The organism is Leifsonia sp. NPDC056665, from assembly GCF_042791795.1.
GTDB lineage: Bacteria > Actinomycetota > Actinomycetes > Actinomycetales > Microbacteriaceae > Leifsonia.
Window position 1 is genome coordinate 1 of the sequence record NZ_JBHTXK010000032.1, and the last position, 23,927, is coordinate 23,927.

Sequence of the window (23,927 nt, forward strand, 5' to 3'; positions counted from 1 at the left end):
GCTTTTCCGTGGGGAAAGCGACAACGACGTGCCCCTCGATGGTGGCTTGTCAGCCTGCGGTAGAAGAAGCCCCGATGGGGCGTCGACTACTTGAGGTTGACGGTGGCGCCAGCCTCTTCGAGCTGAGCCTTCGCCTTCTCGGCGGCCTCCTTGGTAGCGCCCTCGAGCACGGTGCTCGGTGCGCCGTCAACGAGGGCCTTCGCCTCACCGAGGCCGAGGCTGGTGAGGGCGCGCACCTCCTTGATGACCTGGATCTTCTTGTCACCGGCGGCCTCGAGGACGACGTCGAACGCAGTCTTCTCCTCGACCTCTTCCGCGGGGGCGGCAGCGCCGGCACCGGCCGCAGCAACGGCGACGGGGGCGGCGGCGGTGACCTCGAAGGTCTCCTCGAACTTCTTCACGAACTCGCTGAGCTCAATGAGCGTGAGCTCCTTGAACGCGTCGAGCAGGTCCTCAGTCGACAGCTTTGCCATGATTTTCTCCTTAGTGTGTGTGGTTACTCACCGCTGCGGGATCCTTGCGGACCTTACGCAGCGGACTCCTGCTTCTCACGCAGCGCGTCGACCGTGCGAACGGCCTTCGACAGCGGTGCGTTGAACAGATATGCGGCTCCGAACAGCGAGGCCTTGAAGGCGCCGGCCAGCTTGGCCAGCAGAACCTCACGGGACTCGAGGTCGGCGAGCTTGCCTACCTCTTCTGCGGTCAGCGGGTTACCGTCGAAGTAACCGCCCTTGACCACCAGCAGAGGGTTTGCCTTGGTGAAGTCGCGCAGAGCCTTCGCGACGGCGACGGGGTCGCCGTGCACGAACGCGATCGCGGACGGCCCGACCAGTTCCTCGTCGAACGACGAGATTCCCTGGTTGTTGGCCGCGATCTTGGTCAGCGTGTTCTTCACCACGGCGTACGTCGCGTGCTCACTGATGGACTTGCGCAGCGTCTTGAGCTGAGCAACAGTGAGACCGCGGTACTCGGTCAGCAGAACGGCGGTCGAGCTCTCGAACAGTCCTTCGAGCTCGGCGACCGTGGCTTCCTTGTTCGCCATGGCTACTCCTCGGTTGTCTTCATGCACACCGCGGGAGCGGTGTGCGCCTCGACCGCGGGCAAAGAAAAAAGCTCCGGCGCAAGGGCACGGAGCTCGACACGCAGCGAACTGCGGGAATCACTTCACACACCTGCGCGGGCCCCACCTGAGTGGATCTTCGGACGTGCACGCACGTCAACCAGCGGTCTTTGGCTTCGTCAAGGGTACGGGATGGGACGGGTCGGTTGCAAATCCGGTGCTCCGCGGTGGGCGCGCAGGAATTCCCCGACGTCCCGCCCGAACCGCGGATGCAGGGCGACACCGGCGTGGGAACGGTTCAGATAGACCACGTGCGAGGCGCGCGGGAGCCCGCGGACCGTCTCCGCGGCGAGCTGCAGCGGATAGAAGAAGTCACGGCCTCCGGAGACGACCAGCGCGGGCGCGGAGACGCGCGACAGCCGGTCGCGGACGTCGAAGTGCTCCTCGGCCTCCACGAGGGCACGCAGGCCGTCCGGGTCGTCCGGGCCGGGCAGCAGGCGGGTGACCAGCCGGACCGCCGGGGCCAGCAGCGGGGCGTCCATCGTCGCGAGCGCGAGCTCGGACGTCGCGCCGCGGTCGCCGGCGCCGAGGAGGTCGGCGTAGCGGCGCTGGACGGCCCTGCCGTTCGCGCCGAGCGTCGCGGCCCCTGCCGCGACCACGAGCGAACCCACCAGGTCGGGGTGGTCGACGGCGAGCTGGAGGGCGATGCTGGCGCCCGTCGACACCCCCATGATCGCCGCGGGCGTGCGGAACCGGCCGCGCAGCATCGTCGCATAGAGGTCGGCGACCTCCGCCATCGTGGCGCCCGGCTTCAGGCGCGCCGGCCGGCCGACGGCGTGCACGCGGTGGGTGCGCGCCGGGCCGCTGACGATGACGCGCTCGGTGAGCGCGTCCAGGCCGCGGGCGCGGCCGGGCTCGGACGGCAGGCCGCGCAGGAACACCAGCGGCGGGGCGGCGGGGTCGCCGTACGCGACCGTGGGCAGGAGGGTTCCGGTCACTCCCGGTCCGCTCCCTCTGGCGTGTTCTCTGGCGCAGGCTCGGTCCCTGGCTCCAGCAACGCGTCCTCCACAGTCTGGGGAGGGAGCGCGGCCGCCTCCAGGGGCTGCTCCCCCGCCGGCGGCAGTTCGCCCACCAGCGGCAGCCGCACCGTGAACACCGTGCTGCCCGGCTCGCTGGCCACCGTGACCGTGCCGCCGTGCGCCTCCACCACCGCGGAGACGATCGCGAGGCCCAGCCCGGTCGAGCCGGTCGCCCGGTTGCGGCTGCTGTCGCCGCGGGCGAAGCGCTCGAACAGGGTCGACCGGAGCTCCTCCGGGATGCCTGGACCGTCGTCCGACACCGTGACCACGGCCTCCCGGGCCACCGCGTCCACGGCGAGCGCCGCCACCACGCGGGTCCCCTCCGGGGTGTGCACGCGCGCGTTCGCCAGGAGGTTCATGACCACCTGGTGCAGCCGCGGGGCGTCGCCCAGCACCTCCACCGGCTCCTCCGGCAGATCGATGCTCCAGGCGTGTTCGGGTCCGGCGGCGTGCGCGTCGCTGAGGGCGTCGATCAGCAGCAGGGAGAGGTCCACCGGGTCGCGGTCGAGCTCCCTGCCCTCGTCGAGGCGGGCCAGCAGCAGGAGGTCCTCCACCAGCGAGGTCATTCTGGTCGCCTCCGACTCGATGCGGCCCAGCGAACGGGTGACATCCTGCGGCAGCTCGTGCGGAGAGCGCCGGGTGAGCTCGGCGTAGCCGCGGATGGACGCGAGCGGCGTGCGCAGCTCGTGGCTGGCGTCGGCGACGAACTGGCGCACCTTCTGCTCGCTCGCCTGCCGGGCGGTCAGCGCGGAGGCCACGTGCCCGAGCATCCGGTTGAGCGCGGAACCGACCTTGCCGACCTCCGTGTGCGGGTCGGTGTCCTCCTCGGGGACGCGCACCGACAGCGCGACGTCGCCGCGGTCGAGCGGCATGTGCGCCACCTGCTCTGCCGTCTCGGTGACCCTGGCGAGGGGCCTCATTGCGAGCCGCACGACGAAACTGGCGGCCAGGAAGGCGAAGATCAGGCCGGCGAGCGTCACGAGCACGATGACGAGCGTGAGCTGCTGCGTGGTCGCGGTCACCTCGCTGAGCGGGAGGCCGATGATGACGCTGTCGCCGTTGTCGAGCTGCGCCGCGGCGATGCGGTACGAGCCGAGCGCGTCGCCCAGGTCCACCGTCCTGGGCTGGGAGTCCGCGGGCACGGTGAGCAGCGCGATCCCGTTGATGGTCACCTGCTTGGGACCGAGCGGCTGGTCGGTGGTCGGCGAGGGCTGGTCGGAGAGGATGACCGGAGGGAACAGCAGGCCGCCGTTCGCACTGCGAACCGCGCCGAGTGTGCCTGTCGGCTGTCCTGGCGTCGTCACGACACCCTGAGCCTGGGGATTCGTCGGACCGCCCGCGTTGATGCGATCGGCTGTGTGCTGGCCGCGTTCGAGAGCGCTGATGAGCTGCTGGTCGAGCCGGTCCATCAGGTAGTTCTGCAGCGCGAGCACGCTGATCGTCCCGATCACCGCGCCCAGCACGGCGAGCATGGCGACCACGACGAGCACCACGCGGCTGCGCAGCGTCCAGGAGCGGAACGGACGGAGGCCGAAGCGCCGGGCGCGCTCACGGCCGGGGGTCGGGGCGCCCGCAGTGCGGGCAGCGGTCATTGCGCGGCCTTCACCATGTAGCCGGCGCCGCGGACGGTGTGGATCATCGCGGGGCGCCCTGCGTCGATCTTCTTGCGCAGGTAGGAGATGTAGAGCTCCACCACGCTGGAGGAGCCGCCGAAGTCGTACGACCAGACGCGGTCCAGGATCTGGGCCTTGCTGAGCACGCGGCGCGGGTTGCGCATCAGGAACCGCAGCAGCTCGAACTCCGTCGCGGTGAGCTGGATGGGGGCGCCGTCGCGGTGCACCTCGTAGCTGTCCTCGTCCAGCACGAGGTCGCCGACGATGAGCACCGGGTCGTCCTGGTCCGCGACGGCTGCGCGTGACCGGCGCAGCAGGCCGCGGAGCCGGGCGACGAGCTCCTCCAGGCTGAACGGCTTCGTGACGTAGTCGTCGCCACCGGCGGTGAGCCCGGCGATGCGGTCGTCCAGGGCGTCCTTGGCGGTGAGGAACAGCACGGGCGCCTCGTTGCCGTCCGCGCGCATCCGCGAGAGCACCTGGAGGCCGTCGATGTCCGGCAGCATGATGTCCAGCACGACCACGTCCGGCTTGAACTCGCGGGAGAGCTGCAGAGCCTGCTGCCCGTTGGACGCGGTCTTCACCTCCCAGTCCTCGTAGTGCAGCGCCATCGCGAGCAGATCGGTGAGCGTCGCCTCGTCGTCGACGACGAGCACGCGGATCGAGCTGCCGTCTGCGCGGCGCAGGAGGGTACGGGGCTGGCTGGAGGGGCCGGAGGCGGCACGGGCATTGATGGTCACCTTTCCCATTATGAGGAGTGGGATTGATGGTGTCTTTGTGAAAGCTATGGAGCTTCTGAGAAGGAACTCCCCTCGCTGAGCGAATGGAGGCCCGCCGCGAAGACCGGGCGGAAGCGTTCGAGTTCACGTTCGGCGATGCGGTGGGCGCGAGCCGCCTCCTTCCAGCCCCTGACCGCGGCGGCGACGTCGTGGATGATGCCCTGTGCGGTTTTGTCGCTCAGGCCGAACTGAGGTGCGGCGCGTCGCAGTGCGGCGCCCTCGTGGTTCAGTTCGTTCGCCCCCGCGATCGACGTCACTCGACGAGCTCCGAGGACAGGATTCGGGTTGAGGTCGAAGGCCGGCGAGAGCCGCCACCCGGGCCCGTGCCGGAGGAATCCGAGGTTGCCCAGGTGATCGTCGGTGTTGTGGATCGCCACCGAGAACGCGATCCGCCGCCAGAGCTGCTCGAGGTCGTCATCCGTGCGATCGCTCACCGTCGTCAGCGCGTCCGCGATTTCGAGATAGTCCCGCGATTGTCCGTCTTCGCTCGAGAGGAGGGTCATCGCGCTGATGTATCCCACCCGCTGCGAGCCTTCGCGGTCGAAACGGTGCAGGAGCAGCACCGAACGGCCCTCGATGTCGAGGAGTTGCGACAGAGGAACCGCGACGCCCGCTGCCGACGCGAGATCGAGCGCGGTCTTCTCCCACGCGATGACATCCCATTCGTCGTCCTGATGGGGAAACTTCGCAATCGCGAGGCCCTCTCCGTCACGCACTGAGGCCTTCGGCCGCGCGCCTCCCAGCGATCCTGTGCCTGCGTCCAGCAGGGCTTTCACCGCAGCGAAGTCGTCGTCGCCATCCCGGACCACCGCTTCGGAGGCGCGGAGCAGGCGCGGGAGCTGAATGAGCCGAGGAACGTCGTTCGACGGGTGCTGAAAGGCTCCGCCGGCCTCGGTCGTGAAGCGAAGCGCTCCCTGCCTGGTCTCATCGCTGACGCCGAGGAGAAAGTCGCGGTCATCGAGCTGAGGGGCTGGCCGCCCTTCAGCGGCAGCTTCGGCGCGGGCGCGGCGGGCGACCAGATTTCGGCCCCAGCGGTCCGGCGCGGCGTCGCTGAGCGATGCGGGCAGAGCACCCTGTGTCGGCCACGCCCCGCCGCCGAGAGGCAATCCAGGTTCAAGAGCGTACGCAGCGGCATCGGCGAGGTACTGCGCGTCGTACGTGAACATCGAACTGACTCGACCGCGCCGCAGCGACGTGTGCAACCGTCCGGCCTGCACGGACGATCCCGCTAGGTCCACATACACGTCGATGGAACTCATCGCACGCGCTTCGGGAGTATGCGATCGGCCTGCGCGCGACCGAGGTCGGTCTCATACGGATCCGTGGCCTCGACGAGTGCGTCGAGGAATCCGAGCGCTCGCGCGACTCGGAGAACCGCTCCGAAACTCACCGAGGCGTCGCCGCCCTCGATTTTCACGAGGGTGCTCCGCCCGATTCCGGCGCGTTCGGCCACTTGGTTGGACGTCAGGCCGAGCAACTTCCGCCAGGCTGCGAACTGCGCGCCGATCTCCGCTGCCGCGCGGGTCACCGCAGGAGGTTCCGGTCGCACCATGAATGTCTCCTAACGTTTGCGTACACAGACACTATACGGCTTAACGCCCGTTATAACGATCATTACGGAGTCAAGGCGGGGACTACACACAGAGCACCCTAAGCGGCACACGGCAGATCCATAGCCTCGCCATAGAGACCCGCAATCCCACGACCCTAGCTTCACGATGAATCACTTTTCCGACCCAGAGATATGGAAGCCAATGTTCGGGACATATCTGCGGCGCGAGCTCCTCAACCGCCGCAAGCAGACGATCATCATCGCGATAGGCATGGCCCTCGCGATCGCACTCGTCATCATCGTCAACGCGGTCTCCGCCGGCGTCAAGGACGCGCAGGCGAGCGTGCTGCAGTCCGTGTACGGCGTCGGCACCGACATCACCATCACCGAGCCGGCCACCGCGCAGAGCGCGACCGCCCAGCAGGGCGCCGGCGGCGGGCCCCGCTTCGACTTCGGCGCCAACTCCGGCACAGACACCGGCACGGGCCGCCAGGTGAACACCTCGCGGCTGGCGACCACCCGCGGCGACACCGTGATGGATGCCGCGACGCTGACGACCGCCAAGAAGGTGCAGAACGTGCAGTCCGCGGCCGCCGTGCTGTCGCTGACCAACACCAGCTTCAGCGGCACCCTCCCCAACTTCCAGCAGCTCCGCCAGCAGCGCCAGGCCGCCGGCGGCTCGGCGGCCTCCACTCCCCCGCCCACCGGCGGCGCGGACGGCGCGGGCGGCAGCTCGTTCACCGTCGACTCGTTCTCGGTGATGGGCCTCGACCCGGCGGGCAAGTCGGTCGGACCGCTCTCGTCCGTCACCCTCGCCAGCGGGCGCACCTTCACCGCGGCGGACAAGGCGGCCGATGTCGTCGTGCTCGATGCGGCGTACGCCAAGACCGCGTCCAAGGCGGTCGGCGACACGGTCACCATCGGCGGCACCGACTTCAAGGTGATCGGCGTCGTCTCCGCCACCGGAGCGGACTCGACCACCGCCGCGAACGCCTACATCCCGCTCGGCGTCGCCCAGACGCTCTCGGGTCAGGCCTCCAAGGTCTCCTCCGTCTACGTCACGGCGGCGTCGTCCAGCGACATCGACCAGATCAAGGCCGACCTGACCAAGGCCCTCCCCGGCGCGACCGTCAGCACGCAGGCCGACCTGGCCTCCACCGTCTCCGGGTCACTCGGCAGCGCGGGTCAGCTCATCGCCAACCTCGGTACCTGGCTCTCGGTGATCGTGCTGGCGGCGGCGTTCCTCATCGCCATCCTCTTCACCATCTCCGGTGTGACCCGCCGGACCCGTGAGTTCGGCACCCTGAAGGCGATCGGCTGGTCCAACCGGCGGATCACCGGCCAGGTCGCCGGCGAGTCGATCGTGCAGGGCCTCATCGGCGGCATCATCGGCGTCGCCGTCGGACTCCTCGGCGTCTGGGTCGTCAACATCGTCTCCCCGACTCTGACCGGCAGCGTCGGCGGCGGCTCCGGCTTCGCCAATGCGGCCGGCCGGGGAACCGGCGCGGGGACGGGCGGCGCGGGGACCGGCACCGGCGCGGGCGGCTTCGGCGGCGGCGGCTTCGGCGGGGGCGGGACCGGAGGCGGCGGAGCGTTCGCCGGCATCCGCCGGGCCGCCTCCACCACCACGGCCGACATCGCCCTGCACGCGCCGATCACACTGTGGATCATCGTCGGCGCGGTCGCGCTCGCCATCCTCGGCGGTCTCATCGCCGGTGCGATCGGCGGCTGGCGCGCCTCCCGTCTCCGTCCCGCCGCAGCCCTGCGCTCGGTCGCCTGAGCCCGGCCCGACCAGAAGGAGTCATCGTGTACACCCTCACGAACGTCACCAAGAAGTACCGCCAGTCCTCCCGCGAGGTGATCGCCCTCAGCGACGTCACGCTGGAGATCCCGGACGGCCAGCTCGTCGCCATCCAGGGCCCGACCGGCGGCGGCAAGTCGACGCTGCTGCAGATGCTCGGCGCGCTCGACCGGCCCACCTCGGGCTCGGTCGAGCTCGGCTCGGCGAGCCTGTCGAAGCTCGGCGACCACAAGCTCACCGGCATCCGCGCCAACGAGATCGGCTTCGTCTTCCAGGGGTTCAACCTGATCCCGACGCTGAACGCCCAGGAGAACGTGGAGACCGCGCTCGCACCGCTCAAGGTGAGCACGGAGGAGCGCAAGCGCCGCGCCGCGGAGGCGCTCGCCTCGGTGGGCCTGGCCGACCGCGGCACCCACCTCCCGTCCGAGCTCTCCGGAGGCCAGCAGCAGCGCGTCGCGATCGCCCGCGCCCTGGTGAAGAACCCGGACGTGCTGCTGGCCGACGAGCCCACCGGCAACCTCGACGAGGAGACCCGCGACGAGATCATGGACCTCCTCGAGGGACTGTGGCGCGACCGCGGCCTCACCGTCATCGTCGTCACCCACGACAGCGCGGTCGCCCAGCGCGCCCAGCGTCGGCTGCACATCAAGCACGGCCAGGTGAAAGAGGTCGCGTAGCGCACACCGCGACCGCTTCGGCGCCCGTCCCCGCGACACCGGGGACGGGCGCCGTCGCGTTCAGGGGACGCGACTCGCCGTCACGGCGCGCGCCGAACGGCGTGTTGCGTCCCCTTGTTGTTCAGGAGGGCGTGGTGACGACGACCATCCCGGCCGCCTCCGCCAGGAGGATCGCTTGGCGCTCGTCGATGGTGGCCCCGCGCAGGCCGACATCCGTCGGGTCGACACCGGTCAGGTCGCTGCCGACGAGGTTCGCGGCGGAGAAGTCGGCGCCCGTGAGCACCGCCGCCGACAGGTCGCAGCCCGAGAACACGGCCTCGGTGCAGCGGGCCCTGCTCAGGTCGGCCTCCCGCAGCCGCACTCCGGTGAAGTCGGCGCCGCGCAGCTCGGCGCGGCCGAGGTCCACGAACGACCAGTTGCCGCCGTCCACCTTCAGGAGCGCGAACTCGCAGCCGTTGAAGCTGCTGCCGGTGACCTTGCACCGCCGGAACGTCGCGTCGAAGAAGTTGCATCCGATGAACGTGCAGTTCACGAAGGCGCTGTCGGTGTGCTCGCTGACGTTGAAGCGCACCTTCCGGAACGTGCACGCGGTGAACGTCGCCCCCGCCGACCGCACCTCTGTCAAGTCGACGTCGATGAACTCCACCCCGTCGAACTCGACCCCGTCGAGGTCGCGCCCATACCAGTCCTCGCCACGGATGATGTCCACGGGGTGAGCCTAGCGGGAGGCGCCGGCCTCAGTCCTGGTTGCTGAAGGCGGCGTCGAAGGACGCGGTGGGGAGGTTCCAGAGGAGCGAGCGGATGTAGCCGACGGCCTCCTTGGCGCCGTGCAGGCGGTCCATCCCGGCGTCCTCCCACTCGATGGAGATCGGGCCGGCGTAGCCGATCGACTCCAGCGCGCGGAAGGAGTCCTCCCACGGCACGTCGCCGTGCCCGGTGGAGACGAAGTCCCAACCGCGGCGCGGGTCGCCCCAGGGCAGGTGCGAGCCGAGCACGCCCGCGCGGCCGTTCTTCGGGCGCAGCCGGGTGTCCTTGCAGTCCACGTGGTAGATGCGGTCCTTGAAGTCCACGATGAAGCCGACCGGGTCGATGTCCTGCCACATCATGTGCGACGGGTCCCAGTTGAAGCCGAAGGCCTCGCGGTGGTCGATGGCCTCCAGCGAGCGCACGCTGGTCCAGTAGTCGTACGCGATCTCCGACGGGTGCACCTCGTGCGCGAACCGCACGCCCTCGCCGTCGAACACGTCGAGGATCGGGTTCCAGCGGTCGGCGAAGTCCTGGTAGCCGGCGTCGATGACGGAGGCCGGCACCGGGGGGAACTGCGCCACGTACGGCCAGATGCTGGAGCCGGTGAAGCCGACGACCGTGTCCACACCGAGCTTGCGGGCGACCTTCGCGGTCAGCTTCAGCTCCTCGGCGGCGCGCTGGCGCACGCCCTCCGGGTCGCCGTCGCCCCACACCTTCGAGCCGACGATCGCCTGGTGGCGGAAGTCGATCGGGTCGTCGCAGACGGCCTGGCCCTTCAGGTGGTTGGAGATCGCCCAGACCTTCAGGCCGTACTTGTCGAGGATGTCGAGGCGGCCCTGGAGGTACGCGTCGTCCTCCGCGGCCCGCCAGACGTCGAGATGCTCGCCCGAGCAGGCGATCTCCAGGCCGTCGTAGCCCCACTCGGAAGCGTGCTTGGCGACCTCCTCCAGCGTCAGGTCGGCCCACTGGCCGGTGAACAGGGTGACCGGGTGCGAGCGGCCCGATTCCGTGGCTGCGGTGTCCGTCATCAGTTGGTTCCCATCTCGATCCAGGTGCCCGACTCGGCGGAGTCGATCACGGCGTCGGTGATCCGGACGGCGCGCAGTCCGTCCTCGAATCGCGGCAGGCCGTCGGGGGTCTCCCCGGCGACCGCGGCATAGCTGTCGGCGACGAACGCGTTGAACGCGTCCTGGTAGCCCTGCGGGTGGCCGGACGGCACGACGCAGAGCCGCGCGGCGTCGGCGCTGAGCTGGTCGGCGTCGCGCGGGATCAGGAGGCTGCCGGAGCGGCGGCCCACCCAGAGCATCTCCGGCTGCTCCTGGTCGAAGGCCACGCTCTCGGCGCTGCCCGCGATCTCCAGCCACAGCCGGTTCTTGCGGCCGGGGGCCACCTGCGACACGAGCAGGGTGCCGATCGCGCCGCTCTCGGTCTCGATGACCACCGCTGCGGCGTCCTCCGTCGTGATGCCCGCGTGGGAGGCGCGGTCGGCGAACACCGTGCGCTTCTTCGCGGAGAGGCGCGCGACCCGGTCGCCGCTCACGAACTCCACCAGGTCGACCAGGTGCGAGCCGATGTCGGCGAACGCGCGGGAGCGGCCGCCCTGCTCCGAGTCGACGCGCCAGTTGTCGTCGCCGGAGGCCAGCAGCCAGTCCTGGAGGTAGGAGGCGTTCACGGTGAGCACCTGCCCGGCCGCGCCGGACGCGAAGCGCGCCCTGGCCTCCCGGACGAGCGGGTGGAAGCGGTACACGAACGGCACGGTCGCCGTACGGCCCGCCGCGGCGGCGACCAGCGCCTCCGCGTCGGACACCGTCGTCGCCAGCGGCTTCTCGCAGACGACGTCCTTGCCGGAGGCCAGCACGGCCGCGGCCTGCGCGCCGTGCAGCGCGTTCGGCGTGGTCACGTGGACGACGTCGATCGTGTCGTCCGCGAGCACCTCCTCCAGCGAGCCGTACGCACGGCCGATCCCGAGGCGCTCGGCCGCGGCGGCCGAGCGCTCCGGCGACGACGAGACGATGCCCGCCAGCTCGGCGCGTGCGGCCCGCGCAGCGCGCGAGTGCACCTCCGCCATGAATCCGCCGCCGACGATCGCGACGCGCAGCCGCGATCCGGCCGTGCTCTCGTCCCGCCGGCTCAGTCCACCCGACTCGCTGCTCACGCTGCTCCGTTCGTCCGTCGATCCCGCGGGTCAGGCCAGGGTCGCAGCGCGCGGGTCCAGGGTCGCCGCGCGCGGGTCCCAGTCCTCCGGCAGCGCGGGAGCGACCTCGACGGTGCTCCGCACGTCCACCGGGACTCCGGACGAGCCGGCCTCGATGGTCGCGACCATCACGTCGAGGACGTGGAAGGCCTGCTCGCCCGAGGCGCGCTCCGGGACGCCGGCGCGGATGGCGCGGGCCAGCTCGACGACGCCGATGCCGCGGCCGCTGGTGGCGCCGGTCGCGGGCAGCGTCTCGATGCCGGCCGCTCCGTGCACCAGGAGGTCGCCCTCGAAGGTGTTCGGGTCCGGGACCACGAGCGTGGCCTCCAGGCCCGCGACCTCGAACTGGGTGCGGCCGAGCTTGGAGTCGAAGCTGAAGATCGACTGCGCGGTCTGGCCGCTCTCGAACTCGTACAGCGCGCTGACGTGGGTCGGCACGGTGACCTCGAACGACTCGCCGGCACGGGGGCCGGAGCCGATGACGCGCGACTCCTTCGCCTTGGAGGCGACGGCCGACACGCGCTTGACCGGGCCGAAGAGCTGCACCAGCGCGGTGAGGTAGTACGGGCCGATGTCGAACAGCGGGCCGGCGCCCTCCTGGAACAGGAAGTCCGGGTTCGGGTGCCACGACTCCGGGCCGGCGCTCTGCATGAGCGTCAGCGCGGTCAGCGGCGCGCCGATGGCGCCGCTCTCGACCAGGCGGCGCGACGACTGGATGCCCGCGCCGAGGAAGGTGTCCGGCGCCGTGGCGACGCGCAGGCCCTTCTCGTGCGCGGCCTCCAGGAGCTGCACGCCGCTGGCGCGGTCGAGCGCGAACGGCTTCTCGCTCCAGACGTGCTTGCCCGCGGCGAGCGCCTGCAGCGCCACCTCGACGTGCACCTTGGGGATGGTGAGGTTGACGACGATCTCGATCGCGTCGTCCGCCAGCAGCTCCTCCACGGTGCCGGAGCCCGGCACGCCGTACTTGTCGGCCTGGGCCTTGGCGCGGTCCAGGTCGATGTCCGCGACGAAGCGCACGTCGAGGTCCGGGAACGCGGTGAGGTTCTCGAGGTACTGGTTGCTGATGACGCCCGCGCCGATGAGGCCGACGCCGACTTTGCCGGTCCCGCTCACGCGAAGACCTCCGAGGTGAGGTAGGCGTAGCTGTCGGCGACGGCCTGGAAGCGGTCGCCGCGGGAGTCGTCGAGCTCGATGACGCGGAGGGCGTTCGGCGCGGCCGCGATGATGTCGGCGACGGGCACGGAGCCCTGGCCGACGGCGACCTGGTCCTTGGTCTCCGTGGTGCCGGGGCCGTCCTTGATGTGGAGGGCGACGACGCGGTCGCCGAGCTTGGTGAGCAGCTCGACCGGGTCCTTGCCGCCGACGATCACCCAGTAGGTGTCGACCTCGAGGACGACCTCCGGGGCGAGTTTGCTCGCGAAGTACTCCAGCGCGGTGACGCCCTCGATGGTGCTCTCGAGTTCGTGGGCGTGGTTGTGGTAGCCGACGCGGACGCCGTGCTTCGCGGCGACCTGGGCGGCCTCGTTGAGGGCGGCGGCGGTGGCCTCCACGTCCTCGGCGGTCTGCCAGCGCTCGGCAGGCACGTGCGGGTCGATGACCGTCTGGATGCCGAGGCCGGCGGCGGCGGCGAACACGGTGTCCAGGTCGTCGCGGCCGATGAAGCCCTGGTGGGTGGTGGGCGCGGTCAGGCCGGTCTCGGCGAAGCCCTGGCGGAGGCCGTCCGCGAAGTCCAGGAAGCCGAAGGGCTCGACCTGGGTGAAGCCGATGTCCGCGATGCGGCGGAGGGTCCCGACCGTGTCTTCGGTCAGAAGCTCACGGACCGTATAGAGCTGCACGGAGAGTTTTGACGTCGACATGGTTCTCCTCGTCGAGTTCGCTGGGGATGTCGGCGCACGAAACGGCGCCGACCTCCATTCAAGCGAGACTTCTGCCGATTGTCAATCAAAAGTCGTCGCTTCATCGGCGGCCTTTGGACCGCCGACCAGCCCTGTGGTTCAATACGTGCATGACCGACAGTGTCCGGGAGTCCGGCATCGTCGCCGCTGACGCCTCGGAACTCCTGGCGATCCTGCGCGACGGCGTCCCGCGTACCCGCGCGCAGCTCGCCGAGCTGACCGGCCTCGCCCGCTCCACGATCGCGGTGCGCATCGACACGCTCACCGAGTCCGGGCTGGTCGCACCGGCCGGCGACGACGTCTCGACCGGCGGCCGGCCGCCCGCGCGCATCCGGTTCAACCCCGACTCGCGCGTCGTGCTGGGCGTGGACCTGGGCGCCACCCACGGCGTCGTCGCGCTGGCCGACCTCGCCGGCACGATCACCAGCAGCGAGTCCCGCCGGCTCAAGATCTCCGACGGGCCGGAGGCCGTGCTCGACTGGGCCCTGCAGACCGCCGAGCGCCTGTACGCCGCGACCGGACGCCCGCTCGGCGACCTGATCGGCGTCGGCGTCGGCGTGCCAGGGCCGGTCGAGCACTCGACGGGCCTCCCGGTCAACCCGCCGATCATGCCCGGCTGGGACCGCTTCGACATCCCGGCCTACGTGCGCCGCGTCTTCGACGTGCCCGTGCTCGTCGACAACGACGTGAACCTGCTGGCCCTCGGCGAGCACGCCCTCGCCTGGCCCGACCAGTCCGAGCTGCTCTTCGTCAAGGTCGCAACCGGCATCGGCGCCGGCATCATCAGCGGAGGCCGCCTGCAGCGCGGTGCACAGGGCTCGGCGGGCGACCTCGGCCACGTGCGCGTGCCGTTCACCAGCGAGACCCCGAGCCACGGCGCCCGCGACGCGGACCTGGAGGCGCTCGCGAGCGGCCCGGCCATCGCGCGGGCACTCACCGCGGCGGGCATCCCCGCCGAGACCAGCGACGACGTCGTGGCGCTCGCCCGCACCGGCAACGCCGAGGTGCTGCAGGCCATCCGCCAGGCCGGCCGGGACCTGGGCGAGGTCGTCGCGACCTGCGTCAACCTCCTGAACCCCTCGCTCGTCGTCGTCGGCGGCAGCCTGTCGCAGGTCGGCGAGCAGCTCCTCGCCGGGGTGCGGGAGGTCGTCTACCAGCGCTCGACCCCGCTCGCGACCCAGCATCTCACCATCACCCAGTCCCGCTCCGGCGAGACCGGCGGCGCCATCGGGGCGGCCATCATGGTCATCCAGGACACCCTCGGCGTCGCCTCCCGTCCGCTCCCCCGCTGAGCCGCCGCGCTCCCTCCACTTCCCGCCGGAAAGGTCGAATCGATTCGACCGGCGAGACAACCGACCATCGACCACCCACGACACCGCACCACCGCACCACGCACACGAACCTCGAAAGGACCGCAGTGACCACCGCATCCACCCCCACTACCCGGGCCACAACGCTCCGCGCCGGCGTCATCGGCCTCGGCTGGGCAGGCCAGCAGCACATGGACGCCTACGCGAAGCTCCCCGGCGTCGAGCTCGTCGCCATCGCCGGCATGGAGGACGGCCCCCGCGCCGAGCTCGGCGAGAAGTACGGCGTGACCCGCCGCTACAGCGACTGGCGCGACCTCGTCGCCGACGGCGACCTCGACGTCGTGAGCGTCGCCGTCCCCACCTTCCTGCACGCCCCGATCGCCGTCGGAGCGCTGGAGGCCGGCATCCACGTGCTCAGCGAGAAGCCGATCGCGCGCACCGCCGTCGAGGCGCAGACGATGGTCGACGCCGCCCACCGCTCCGGCCGCGTGCTGGAGGTCGCCTTCAACCACCGCCGCCGCGGCGACGTCGAGGCGCTGAAGGCCGCGATCGACGCCGGCCAGATCGGCCGGCCGTACCACGCGCGGGCGGTCTGGCTGCGCCGCGCCGGCATCCCGGCGCTCGGAAGCTGGTTCACCAACCGCGAGATGGCCGGCGGCGGACCGCTGATCGACATCGGCGTGCACGTGCTCGACTACGCGCTGCACCTGTTCGGCGAGCCGCAGGTCACCGCGGTCTCCGCCGTCACCCACTCCGAGCTCGGCACGCGCGGCCGCGGCGGCGCGAAGAGCGACAAGCAGCACGTCGGCTCCGCCTACGAGGTGGAGGACCTGGCCAGCCTGTTGCTGCGCCTGGAAGGCGGCGGGTCCATCGTGCTGGAGACGAGCTGGGCCGCCTACCGCCCCGCCGGCGACGAGTTCGGCATCACCCTCTACGGCACCGAGGGCGGCGCCGACCTCCGCGTGGTCGACTACGCGCCGGCCGGCGAGCTGACCATCTTCACCGGGGAGGGTGAGGAGGTCGAGGACGTCGCGGTGACTGCCGACGCCGGCCGCGGCCACCTCGCGGTGGTCGAGACGTTCCTGGAGCACGTCGCCGATCAGGCGAACTGGTCGCACTGGGACGGCTCGCTCGCCCTCGACCGCGCGCGCGTCATCGACGCGGCGTACGAGTCGGCCCGCCTCGGCGCCGAGGTACGCCTGAGCCCGGCCACGGCCGGGCTCGACGACACGACCACCACCGAGACCGCCACCCCCACCGAGACCCCGGAGGCATGACCATGACCGCACTGCGAGTGACCGTCTGGAACGAAGGCGTCCACGAGACCACCCAGCCCGAGATCGCCGCGATCTACCCCGACGGCATCCACGGCGCCATCGCCGCGGGCCTCACCGAGCTGCTCGGCGAGGAGATCGTCGTACGCACGGCGACGCTCGCCGACCCCGAGCACGGCCTGAGCGAGCAGCAGCTCGCCGAGACCGACGTGCTGCTCTGGTGGGGCCACATCGCGCACGACCAGGTCTCCGACGAGGTCGTGGAGCGCGTGCGGCAGCACGTGCTGGGCGGGATGGGCCTGATCGTGCTGCACTCCGGGCACTTCTCGAAGATCTTCATCCGGATGCTCGGCACCACCTGCTCGCTGCGCTGGCGCAACCCGGAGGGCGGCGAGCGCGAGCTGGTCTGGAACGTGAACCCCGCCCACCCGATCGCCCAAGGCGTCGACCAGCCCATCGTGATCGAGGCGCAGGAGATGTACGGGGAGCTCTTCGACATCCCGACCCCGGACGACCTGGTGTTCATCAGCTCGTTCACCGGCGGTGAGGTGTTCCGCTCCGGCGTGACGTTCACGCGCGGACGCGGCAAGATCTTCTACTTCTCGCCCGGCGACCAGGAGTACCCGGTGTACTTCCACCCGCAGGTGCGCCGCGTCCTCGCGAACGGCGTCCGCTGGGCCGCACCCGCCGCCGGCACCCGCGCCATCCCCGAGGTCTCGAACCCGCAGCCGGTCTAGCAGACCATCCATCTGACAGGACACGCCGTCTCCGCACCGTGGGAGGCGGCGTGTCCTGTCAGTTCGTTCGAGGCAGACTGGTCACATGGTCGACGTCACGCTGCCCGTTCCCCGCTTCCCCGACCCGGCGGACGCGCCCGCGCTGCGCTGGGGCGTGATCGGCCCCGGCGGCATCGCGGCCGACTTCACCGACGCGCTGCACGCGCACACGACCCAGCGGATGGTCGCGTGCGGCTCCCGCTCGGCCGAACGCGCGGCGGCGTTCGCAGCCACGCACGGCGTCGAGCGCGCGTACGACTCGTACGAGGCGCTGGTCGCCGACCCGGACGTGGACGTCGTCTACGTGGCGACGCCGCACAGCGAGCACCTGGAGCACGCCCTCCTCGCCATCGCCGCGGGCAAGCACGTCCTAGTGGAGAAGCCGCTCGCCGCGACAGCGGACCAGGCCAGGCTGATCGCCGCGGCCGCCAGGGAGGCCGGGGTCTTCGCGATGGAGGCGATGTGGACCCGCTACCTCCCGCAGACCGACATCGTGCGTCAGCTCCTCGACGCCGGCGCCCTCGGCGAGGTGCGCGTGGTCACAGCCGACTTCGGCGGGAACGCCGCCTTCGACCCCGCCGGACGGCTGTGGGACCCTGCACTGGCCGGCGGCGCCCTCCTCGACCTCGGGGTCTACGTCGTGTCGTGGGCGTCGTTCGCGCTCGGCGCTCCCGCCGGGATCATCGCCACCGGCACGCTCGCGCCGACCGGGGTGGACGAGCAGGTCGCGCTGATCCTCAGCTCGGCCCGCGGCGGCCAGGCGCTGCTCAGCACGGGCCTGCGCGCCGGCACGCCGTCGCTCGCGACCATCTGCGGCTCCGAGGGCAGGGTCGAGCTGGACAGCCCCTTCTGGGGACCGAGCGGGCTGCGGGTGGTCGGGTCCGACGGCCGGGTCGCCGCGGAATGGCGCGACCCGTACGGCCGTCCGTACCGCGAGGGGATGTCGTACGAGGCGGCCGCCCTCGCCCGCTACGTTGCCGAGGGCCGCACCGAGTCGCCGCTGCACTCGCTGGACGAGGCCGTGTCGACGCTCGCCACCATCGACGAGGCGCGCCGCCAGCTCGGCGCCGCGGGCGTGGGCTGACAGCGGGCGGCCCCGGAGCGAGGCAGAATGGATGAGTGTTCGACCGTTCCGCCACCCGCACCGCCGACCTCTACCGGCCGGGCGTACTGGCGGACCTCGGTCCGAGCTCGTCGGCTCCGGCCCCGCGCCCGGTGGTGCCGGCCGTCCCCGGCGCGACCGGGCACCTGGCACGTATCGTTGCGTCGTCCAGCGACCGCGTGGGCTGGCTCCGCGCCCGCAGCCGCGGGATCACCGCGACCGACGTCGCCAAGCTGTCCTCTCCGCAGTCGCTCCGCGCTGCCGTCTACGACAAGCTGAACGGCTCCGGGTTCTCCGGCAACGTCTTCACCCAGCACGGCCGCAGCCGGGAGCCGGAGATCGCCGCCTGGGTGGCCGCGACCCATGGCATCCAGCCCTCCGACCTGCTCTTCCACGCCGAGCGCGACCGGCGGCACCTCGCGACGCCCGATGGCCTCGTCCTGCGGACAGGCGGCCGGATCGAGCTCGCCGAGATCAAGACCACGAACAAGCCGTTCAACAGCATCCCGCGGCACTACCTCCGGCAGATCTGGTGGCAGCAGTACGTCCTCGGCGCCGAGCGGACGCTGTTCGTGTGGGAGCAGCACGACCGGTTCGTGCCCATCCACGACGAGCCGCAGTGCCAGTGGGTCGACCGCGACGACCGGGAGATCGCCCGGCTCGTGACGCTGGCCGGCGACCTGATCGACCTGCTGCGGGAGGCGACGGCACGTCCCGCCGCCCAGGTTCAGCCGACGATCGCTTCCTGATCCGTCTGGTCGGCCTCCGCCGGCTCCTGTGCGTCGGCCGTCGCGCTGCGGACGCCGACGGGCCCCCGCACCAGCGCGAGGGCGTAGGCCGCCATCCACGCGATCGCGACCGTGGTGCCGACGAGCTCCAGCCACGCCCCGATGTCCGTCGCGACGTGCACGAGCGCGAGCAGTCCGCCCACGATCGTGATGAGGGCGACCGCGACGCAGCTCGCCAGCGACACCCGAGCGACCCGCGGCAGGCCGGAGGCGAACGCGACCTGGAGCATGGCGAAGCACGCCGCTGCGAAGCCGACCACCGCCGACACGGTGTGCACGAGATCCTGCACGGTGGAGGCCGGGTCGACCAGCGGGACCGGGCAGTACGCCGTGCAGGTGACCTGCGAGGCCAGGACGAAGCACAGCGCCGCGAAGCCGAGGCTGACGGCGGGAGCCCACCGGTCCAGCGCCCGCACCGACGACCGGACGTGCCCGCTCGCCAGCGCCACCGAGAAACCGCCCGCCGCGATGAGCAGCAGCGCGACCTTGAACGGGACCGCGGTGGAGGCGCCGACCGCACCGAGCTCGCTCACGTAGACCGGGTACGGCACGGTGAGCCGGGCGGCCCAGATGATCGTCAGGCCGCTGAGCACGCACACCGTCCCGATCGCCAGCAGGACGGGGACGGCCCGCTGCCGGCCGCTGCCGAGCACGGGCAGGGCGAACGGCTGGCGCACGATACGCAGCAGTCGTCGCACAGGGGCTCCTCGGGATGACTCGGGTCGAGGGATTCTAACCGGCGCATCCCTGCGAACGTCCTGAGCCGGGCCGGCCCTTTCTGAATGAAGAGGGAAGAGCCCTGAGCGGACCGGGAAACAGACTGTTCACACGCGGTGACCCGCCCGAAACACCCGCGGCCCCTCCGCGGGTTTGACTGGGAGCAGCCGCACCGCTCGCGGCGACGCGACGAGGGGATCACGAATGCCGAACACGATGCGCGCCGCGCTCCTCGACGCGGCGGGCGACCCGGACGCCCTCCGGATCGGCGAGGCCCCGACCCCCGACCGGGTGAACGCGGAGTTCCTGGTCAAGGTCGTCGCGGCGGGTGTGAACCCGCTCGACGCGTCCACCCGCTCGGGCAGCGGGGCGTTCGGCGCCATCCACAGCTTCCCGGCCGTGCTCGGTCACGACTTCAGCGGCGTGGTCGTGGAGTCGCCGTTCGCCGCGCATCCGCTGCGCCCGGGCGACGAGGTCTTCGGGATGGTGATGGTCCCCCGCTTCGGAGGCAGCTACGCCGAGTACGTCTCCGTGCCCAGCGTGAGCCTCGTCCGCAAGCCGGCGACGCTCTCGCACATCGAGGCCGCAGCGGCCCCGCACGCGGCGCTGACGGCCTGGGGGATGGTGGTGGAGCTGGCCAAGGCGCACGAGGGCCAGCGCGTGCTGGTGCATGCGGGCACCGGCGCCGTCGGGCACTTCGCGATCCAGTTCGCCGCCTACTTCGGCGCCCACGTGATCGCCACGACGCCGAGCGCGAACCACGCCTGGCTGCGCTCGCTGGGCGCCGCCGAGGTGGTGGACGAGGACGCCACCGGCTACGACCCCACCCGGCTCGGCGACACCGTCGACGTCGTGATCGACCCGGCCCCCGACAGCGAGCGCGCCACTCGTGCGCTCGCCCTCATCCGGCCGGGCGGCCTCCTCGTGCTGGACGTCCCCGCCGGCGTCGAGCCCGGGCTGGCCGAGGCCGCGGCCGCAGCGGGAGTGCGTGCGACCGGCTACACCGGCGCGCCGGACGGGGGCACGCTCGCCGTCATCGCGCGCCTCCTGGAGACGGGGAGCGTCCGCGTGCACGTCGACCGGATCTTCCCGCTGGACGAGATCGCGGAGGCCCACTGGGCGCTCGAGCACGAGCACACCAAGGGCGCGATCGTGATCAAGGTCGCGGAAGGCTGACCAGCTCGCGCTCCATCACCCAGTCGTCCTCCAGCCGGTCCCCGACCAGGAACCGTTTGGAGCCGACGCGCTCGAACCCGTGCTTGCCGTAGAACCGCTGGGCCCGCGCGTTCTCCTCGTTGACGCCGAGCCAGATCCCTGCCGCGCCCGCCCCGGCCGCAGCGGCCAGGCTGGCCTCCATCAGGCGCCCGGCCACGCCCTCGCCGTGGTGGCCCGGGAGGACGTAGCATTTGCTGAGCTCGGCGGTCGGGCGCACCCGGACCGCGGCGCGCACGTCGGCGTCGGCCGGCTCGCCGAGGTTCACCATCGTGTAGCCGATCACGGCCCCGGCGTCGCTCTGCGCGATGAGCAGTCGCCGCGCCGGGTCGACCGTGTACTCCGCGAACCGCTCCGCCGAGAGCACCTCCGCGATGAAGGCGGCCTTGGCCTCGTCCGTGGTGTGCGGCGGGCACGCGAGCGGGAAGGTCACGGCGGCGACCTCCGCCAGCGCCACCGCATCCACGGCGGTCGCAGGACGGATCACGACGGTCATCCCGCCAGCGTAACGCCCGCCCCTCGAACACGCAGAACGGGCCGGTCACCCTGAGGTGACCGGCCCGTTCGGACGAAGCTGCGATCAGATCGCGTTGACGTCCAGCGGGATGCCGGGGCCGAACGTGGTCGACACGGCGCCCTTCTGGATGTAGCGGCCCTTCGAGGCGGACGGCTTGAGACGGACGACCTCGTCGAGGGCGGTCTTGATGTTCTCGTCGAGCTGCTCGGCGGTGAAGCCGGCCTTGCCGACCACGAAGTGGACGTTGGAGTGCTTGTCGACGCGGAACTCGATCTTTCCGCCCTTGATGTCGGAGACGGCCTTCGCGACATCCGGGGTGACCGTGCCGGTCTTCGGGTTCGGCATCAGGCCGCGCGGGCCGAGCACCTTGCCGAGACGGCCGACCTGGCCCATGAGCTCCGGGGTGGAGACGGCCGAGTCGAAGTCGGTGTAACCGCCGGCGACCTTCTCGATCAGGTCGCTGCCGCCGACCTCGTCGGCGCCCGCGGCGATCGCGGCCTCAGCGGTCGGGCCGGTCGCGAAGACGATGACGCGCGCGGTCTTGCCGGTGCCGTGAGGAAGAATGACGGTACCGCGGACCATCTGGTCCGCCTTGCGCGGGTCCACACCGAGCTTCAGCGCGACCTCGACGGTCGAGTTGAACTTGGCGGAACCGGTCTCCTTCGCGAGGGTGACGGCCTCGGTGGGGGTGTAGAACTTGCCGGCTTCGATCTTGTCGGCCGCGGCCCGGTAGGCCTTTGACTTCTGTGCCATGAGATTTCTCCTAACGAGAATGTGGTGCGAGCCTGGCCGGCTCTGCCACGGTGATGTCTGGGGTGACGGGGAGGTCGGGCTTACGCCTCGACCGTGATGCCCATCGAACGGGCGGTGCCTGCGATGATCTTCGACGCGGCGTCGAGGTCGTTGGCGTTGAGGTCGACCATCTTCTGCTCGGCGATCTCGCGCACCTGCGCCTGGGTCAGCTTGCCGACCTTGGTGGTGTGCGGCACGCCGGAGCCCTTGGGGACGCCTGCGGCCTTCTTGATCAGCTCGGCGGCCGGCGGGGTCTTCAGGACGAACGTGAACGAACGGTCCTCGTAGACGGTGATCTCGACGGGGATGACGTTGCCGCGCTGGGCCTCGGTCGCCGCGTTGTACGCCTTGCAGAACTCCATGATGTTCACGCCGTGCTGTCCCAGGGCCGGGCCGATCGGCGGGGCCGGGTTGGCGGCGCCGGCCTTGATCTGAAGCTTGATCAGACCGGTGACCTTCTTCTTCGGTGCCATGTCTCTTCCTTCTTTGTGTATTCGAGCACGCGGGTCTCAGACCCGCGTCGCTCTCCCGGTTTCTCGGCCCTTCCGAGACCCGGTGATTGGTGAAAACTGGGGGATGCCCTGAATGATTCCCGTCAGAGCTTCGTGACCTGGTCGAAGCTGAGCTCGACCGGGGTCTCGCGCTCGAAGAGCGACACGAGCACGGTGAGCTTGCCGCTCTCCGGCTTGATCTCGCTGATCGAACCAGGCAGACCCGCGAACGAGCCCTCCTTGATGGTGATGGTCTCGCCGATCTCGAAGTCGACCTCGGCCGGGATGACGCGCGCGGTGGTCTTCTGACCCTTCGCACCGCCCTTGGCCGGAGCCTGCTCGATCTGCACGAGGCTCTTGAGCATCGAGAAGGCCTCTTCGAACCGCAGCGGGGTCGGGTTGTGGGCGTTGCCGACGAAGCCGGTGACACCGGGGGTATGGCGGACGACGGACCAGCTGTCCTCGTTGAGGTCCATGCGCACCAGCACGTAGCCGGGGATGCGCACGCGGTTGACCATCTTGCGCTGGCCGTTCTTGATCTCGACCACGTCCTCCATCGGGACCTGGACCTCGAAGATGAAGTCCTCCATGTTCATGGAGACCATGCGGTTCTCGATGTTGGACTTCACGCGGCGCTCGAAGCCGGCGTACGAGTGGATGACGTACCACTTGCCGAACTTGGCGCGCAGCTCGGCGCGGAACTCCTCGTACGGGTCGCTGGCGGCCTCGTCCTCGTCCTCGACGGCCTCCTGGGCCGCTTCGGCCTCCTCGGAGGAGTCGACCTCGAGGGCCTCGTCGACGGCACGGTCGGCCTCGGGGTCGACGGCCTCGGCCATCGCGTCGAGGACAGCGTCCAGGTCGATCTCGGTGCCGTCCTCGGCCACGATGTGCAGCGCCTCGTGCTCGGCGGGGTCGGACGACTCCTCGTCGCGCTCCAGGACATTGCCCGTCTGCGCCTCGTCGTCTTCGGAGGACTGCTCGGCAGCGGTCGCCCAGTCGACGTCGTCGCGGTTCGTCTCAGACACTGAATTCATTCCATTTCTGTCGGTATGGCCGTGCGGCCGGTCGGGATGAGCGGATTACTTCGGATTTCCGAAGACCCACACCACTCCGAGACCGAACACCCAGTCGAGCAGGGACACGATCGCCATCATGATCACCACGAAGACGAGCACGACGCCGGTGTAGCTCAGGAGCTCCTTGCGCGTCGGCGTGACGACCTTCTTGAGCTCGCCGATGACCTGCCGGATGAACAGGGCGATCCGCGCGAAGGGGTTGCGCCTCGCGGCGCGCTCCTTCTTGGCGTTGGCGACGACTTCCTCGCTCGGTTCGTCGATTACCTTTCGGGCCACCTCGTTACACCTTTCGTGGACCGGCATCCGGGATGCCGGTTTGCAGGGCGGACAGGAATCGAACCTGCAACCTGCGGTTTTGGAGACCGCTGCTCTGCCAATTGAGCTACCGCCCTAGGGATCGTGAACCCAGTAACCCTCCTGGCATTCGCGAAAATAGGCGCAGAAAAGCTTGGCGGATTCAACCACCGCCACCAAGTGT

Annotated in this window: 26 protein-coding genes and 1 tRNA gene; 8 read left to right on the forward strand and 19 right to left on the reverse strand. The window is 70.7% G+C overall.

Features of this window, described 5'->3' with window-relative positions; translation table 11 throughout:
• Positions 1–86 precede the first annotated feature (86 nt).
• The 7 genes from rplL to ACFQ9V_RS19220 all read right to left on the reverse strand — a co-directional run bounded on the left by rplL (position 87) and on the right by ACFQ9V_RS19220 (position 6,080).
• Complete coding sequence (gene rplL / locus ACFQ9V_RS19190; protein ID WP_382460715.1) at positions 87–473, reverse strand: 50S ribosomal protein L7/L12; 387 nt, start codon at positions 471–473, stop codon at positions 87–89.
• 53 nt (positions 474–526) lie between these two features.
• Positions 527–1,042, reverse strand: a complete 516-nt coding sequence (rplJ, locus tag ACFQ9V_RS19195; RefSeq protein ID WP_369960998.1) for a 50S ribosomal protein L10 — start codon at positions 1,040–1,042, stop codon at positions 527–529.
• A 197-nt stretch (positions 1,043–1,239) separates the two neighbouring features.
• A complete protein-coding gene (locus ACFQ9V_RS19200; RefSeq protein WP_382460716.1) occupies positions 1,240–2,058 on the reverse strand; it encodes an alpha/beta fold hydrolase in 819 nt (272 codons plus the stop codon).
• A complete protein-coding gene (locus ACFQ9V_RS19205; protein ID WP_382460717.1) occupies positions 2,055–3,731 on the reverse strand; it encodes a sensor histidine kinase in 1,677 nt (558 codons plus the stop codon). Before ACFQ9V_RS19205 ends, ACFQ9V_RS19200 begins: the two co-directional genes overlap by 4 nt.
• Positions 3,728–4,498 (reverse strand): response regulator transcription factor, encoded by a 771-nt coding sequence (locus ACFQ9V_RS19210; protein WP_382460718.1) that lies wholly within the window; start codon positions 4,496–4,498, stop codon positions 3,728–3,730. The genes ACFQ9V_RS19205 and ACFQ9V_RS19210 overlap by 4 nt, the downstream gene beginning before the upstream one ends.
• Before the next feature lie 35 nt (positions 4,499–4,533).
• Positions 4,534–5,787: a type II toxin-antitoxin system HipA family toxin gene (locus ACFQ9V_RS19215; protein ID WP_382460719.1), complete on the reverse strand. Its 1,254-nt coding sequence runs from the start codon at positions 5,785–5,787 to the stop codon at positions 4,534–4,536.
• Positions 5,784–6,080 (reverse strand): helix-turn-helix domain-containing protein, encoded by a 297-nt coding sequence (locus tag ACFQ9V_RS19220; protein ID WP_382460720.1) that lies wholly within the window; start codon positions 6,078–6,080, stop codon positions 5,784–5,786. The genes ACFQ9V_RS19215 and ACFQ9V_RS19220 overlap by 4 nt, the downstream gene beginning before the upstream one ends.
• 202 nt (positions 6,081–6,282) lie before the next feature.
• Here ACFQ9V_RS19220 and ACFQ9V_RS19225 point away from each other — a divergent pair, with 202 nt between their 5' ends.
• Together ACFQ9V_RS19225 and ACFQ9V_RS19230 are read left to right on the forward strand one after the other, a co-directional pair.
• Positions 6,283–7,860, forward strand: coding sequence for an ABC transporter permease (locus ACFQ9V_RS19225; RefSeq protein ID WP_382460721.1), 1,578 nt, complete (start codon positions 6,283–6,285; stop codon positions 7,858–7,860).
• Between the two features lie 26 nt (positions 7,861–7,886).
• Positions 7,887–8,558, forward strand: a complete 672-nt coding sequence (locus ACFQ9V_RS19230; RefSeq protein WP_382460722.1) for an ABC transporter ATP-binding protein — start codon at positions 7,887–7,889, stop codon at positions 8,556–8,558.
• Between the two features lie 121 nt (positions 8,559–8,679).
• On the opposite strand, the gene ACFQ9V_RS19235 is transcribed toward ACFQ9V_RS19230, so the two are convergent.
• From ACFQ9V_RS19235 to ACFQ9V_RS19255, 5 genes are read right to left on the reverse strand one after another with little or no spacing between them, the layout of a single operon-like run.
• Complete coding sequence (locus ACFQ9V_RS19235) at positions 8,680–9,267, reverse strand: pentapeptide repeat-containing protein (protein WP_382460723.1); 588 nt, start codon at positions 9,265–9,267, stop codon at positions 8,680–8,682.
• Positions 9,268–9,295: 28 nt separating this feature from the next.
• Positions 9,296–10,333: a sugar phosphate isomerase/epimerase family protein gene (locus tag ACFQ9V_RS19240; RefSeq protein ID WP_382460724.1), complete on the reverse strand. Its 1,038-nt coding sequence runs from the start codon at positions 10,331–10,333 to the stop codon at positions 9,296–9,298.
• Entirely contained in the window at positions 10,333–11,460 is a 1,128-nt protein-coding gene (locus ACFQ9V_RS19245) for a Gfo/Idh/MocA family protein (protein ID WP_382460725.1), read from the reverse strand. The genes ACFQ9V_RS19240 and ACFQ9V_RS19245 overlap by 1 nt, the downstream gene beginning before the upstream one ends.
• A gap of 30 nt (positions 11,461–11,490) precedes the next feature.
• Positions 11,491–12,612: a Gfo/Idh/MocA family protein gene (locus ACFQ9V_RS19250; protein ID WP_382460726.1), complete on the reverse strand. Its 1,122-nt coding sequence runs from the start codon at positions 12,610–12,612 to the stop codon at positions 11,491–11,493.
• Positions 12,609–13,355, reverse strand: a complete 747-nt coding sequence (locus ACFQ9V_RS19255; protein WP_382460727.1) for a sugar phosphate isomerase/epimerase family protein — start codon at positions 13,353–13,355, stop codon at positions 12,609–12,611. The genes ACFQ9V_RS19250 and ACFQ9V_RS19255 overlap by 4 nt, the downstream gene beginning before the upstream one ends.
• Before the next feature lie 149 nt (positions 13,356–13,504).
• Here ACFQ9V_RS19255 and ACFQ9V_RS19260 point away from each other — a divergent pair, with 149 nt between their 5' ends.
• The 5 genes from ACFQ9V_RS19260 to ACFQ9V_RS19280 all read left to right on the forward strand — a co-directional run bounded on the left by ACFQ9V_RS19260 (position 13,505) and on the right by ACFQ9V_RS19280 (position 18,605).
• The gene (locus ACFQ9V_RS19260; protein ID WP_382460728.1) at positions 13,505–14,686 is read left to right on the forward strand and encodes an ROK family protein; all 1,182 of its coding nucleotides are present in this window, start codon (positions 13,505–13,507) and stop codon (positions 14,684–14,686) included.
• Positions 14,687–14,811: 125 nt separating this feature from the next.
• On the forward strand, positions 14,812–15,981 hold the full coding sequence (locus ACFQ9V_RS19265) for a Gfo/Idh/MocA family protein (protein WP_382460729.1): 1,170 nt from the start codon (positions 14,812–14,814) through the stop codon (positions 15,979–15,981).
• Complete coding sequence (locus tag ACFQ9V_RS19270; protein ID WP_382460730.1) at positions 15,978–16,715, forward strand: ThuA domain-containing protein; 738 nt, start codon at positions 15,978–15,980, stop codon at positions 16,713–16,715. The genes ACFQ9V_RS19265 and ACFQ9V_RS19270 overlap by 4 nt, the downstream gene beginning before the upstream one ends.
• Positions 16,716–16,800: 85 nt before the next feature.
• Positions 16,801–17,838, forward strand: a complete 1,038-nt coding sequence (locus ACFQ9V_RS19275; RefSeq protein WP_382460731.1) for a Gfo/Idh/MocA family protein — start codon at positions 16,801–16,803, stop codon at positions 17,836–17,838.
• Positions 17,839–17,873: 35 nt separating this feature from the next.
• The gene (locus ACFQ9V_RS19280) at positions 17,874–18,605 is read left to right on the forward strand and encodes a YqaJ viral recombinase family protein (protein WP_382460732.1); all 732 of its coding nucleotides are present in this window, start codon (positions 17,874–17,876) and stop codon (positions 18,603–18,605) included.
• Here ACFQ9V_RS19280 and ACFQ9V_RS19285 read toward each other — a convergent pair.
• Positions 18,584–19,342, reverse strand: a complete 759-nt coding sequence (locus ACFQ9V_RS19285) for a DUF998 domain-containing protein (protein WP_382460733.1) — start codon at positions 19,340–19,342, stop codon at positions 18,584–18,586. The genes ACFQ9V_RS19280 and ACFQ9V_RS19285 overlap by 22 nt on opposite strands.
• A 223-nt stretch (positions 19,343–19,565) precedes the next feature.
• Here ACFQ9V_RS19285 and ACFQ9V_RS19290 point away from each other — a divergent pair, with 223 nt between their 5' ends.
• Positions 19,566–20,537 carry an NADP-dependent oxidoreductase gene (locus ACFQ9V_RS19290; protein WP_382460734.1) on the forward strand — a complete coding sequence of 324 codons (972 nt, stop codon included), beginning with the start codon at positions 19,566–19,568 and terminating at the stop codon, positions 20,535–20,537.
• Here ACFQ9V_RS19290 and ACFQ9V_RS19295 read toward each other — a convergent pair.
• From ACFQ9V_RS19295 to ACFQ9V_RS19320, 6 genes are all read right to left on the reverse strand, one after another.
• Positions 20,518–21,069: a GNAT family N-acetyltransferase gene (locus ACFQ9V_RS19295; protein ID WP_382460735.1), complete on the reverse strand. Its 552-nt coding sequence runs from the start codon at positions 21,067–21,069 to the stop codon at positions 20,518–20,520. The genes ACFQ9V_RS19290 and ACFQ9V_RS19295 overlap by 20 nt on opposite strands.
• 84 nt (positions 21,070–21,153) lie before the next feature.
• The gene (gene rplA, locus ACFQ9V_RS19300; protein WP_382460736.1) at positions 21,154–21,843 is read right to left on the reverse strand and encodes a 50S ribosomal protein L1; all 690 of its coding nucleotides are present in this window, start codon (positions 21,841–21,843) and stop codon (positions 21,154–21,156) included.
• 80 nt (positions 21,844–21,923) lie between these two features.
• The gene (rplK, locus tag ACFQ9V_RS19305) at positions 21,924–22,355 is read right to left on the reverse strand and encodes a 50S ribosomal protein L11 (RefSeq protein ID WP_382460737.1); all 432 of its coding nucleotides are present in this window, start codon (positions 22,353–22,355) and stop codon (positions 21,924–21,926) included.
• Positions 22,356–22,477: 122 nt separating this feature from the next.
• Positions 22,478–23,398 carry a transcription termination/antitermination protein NusG gene (gene nusG, locus ACFQ9V_RS19310; RefSeq protein ID WP_382460738.1) on the reverse strand — a complete coding sequence of 307 codons (921 nt, stop codon included), beginning with the start codon at positions 23,396–23,398 and terminating at the stop codon, positions 22,478–22,480.
• A gap of 54 nt (positions 23,399–23,452) precedes the next feature.
• On the reverse strand, positions 23,453–23,725 hold the full coding sequence (gene secE, locus ACFQ9V_RS19315; protein ID WP_185278484.1) for a preprotein translocase subunit SecE: 273 nt from the start codon (positions 23,723–23,725) through the stop codon (positions 23,453–23,455).
• A 43-nt stretch (positions 23,726–23,768) separates the two neighbouring features.
• A tRNA-Trp gene (locus tag ACFQ9V_RS19320) sits at positions 23,769–23,841 on the reverse strand.
• Between the last annotated feature and the right edge of the window lie 86 nt (positions 23,842–23,927).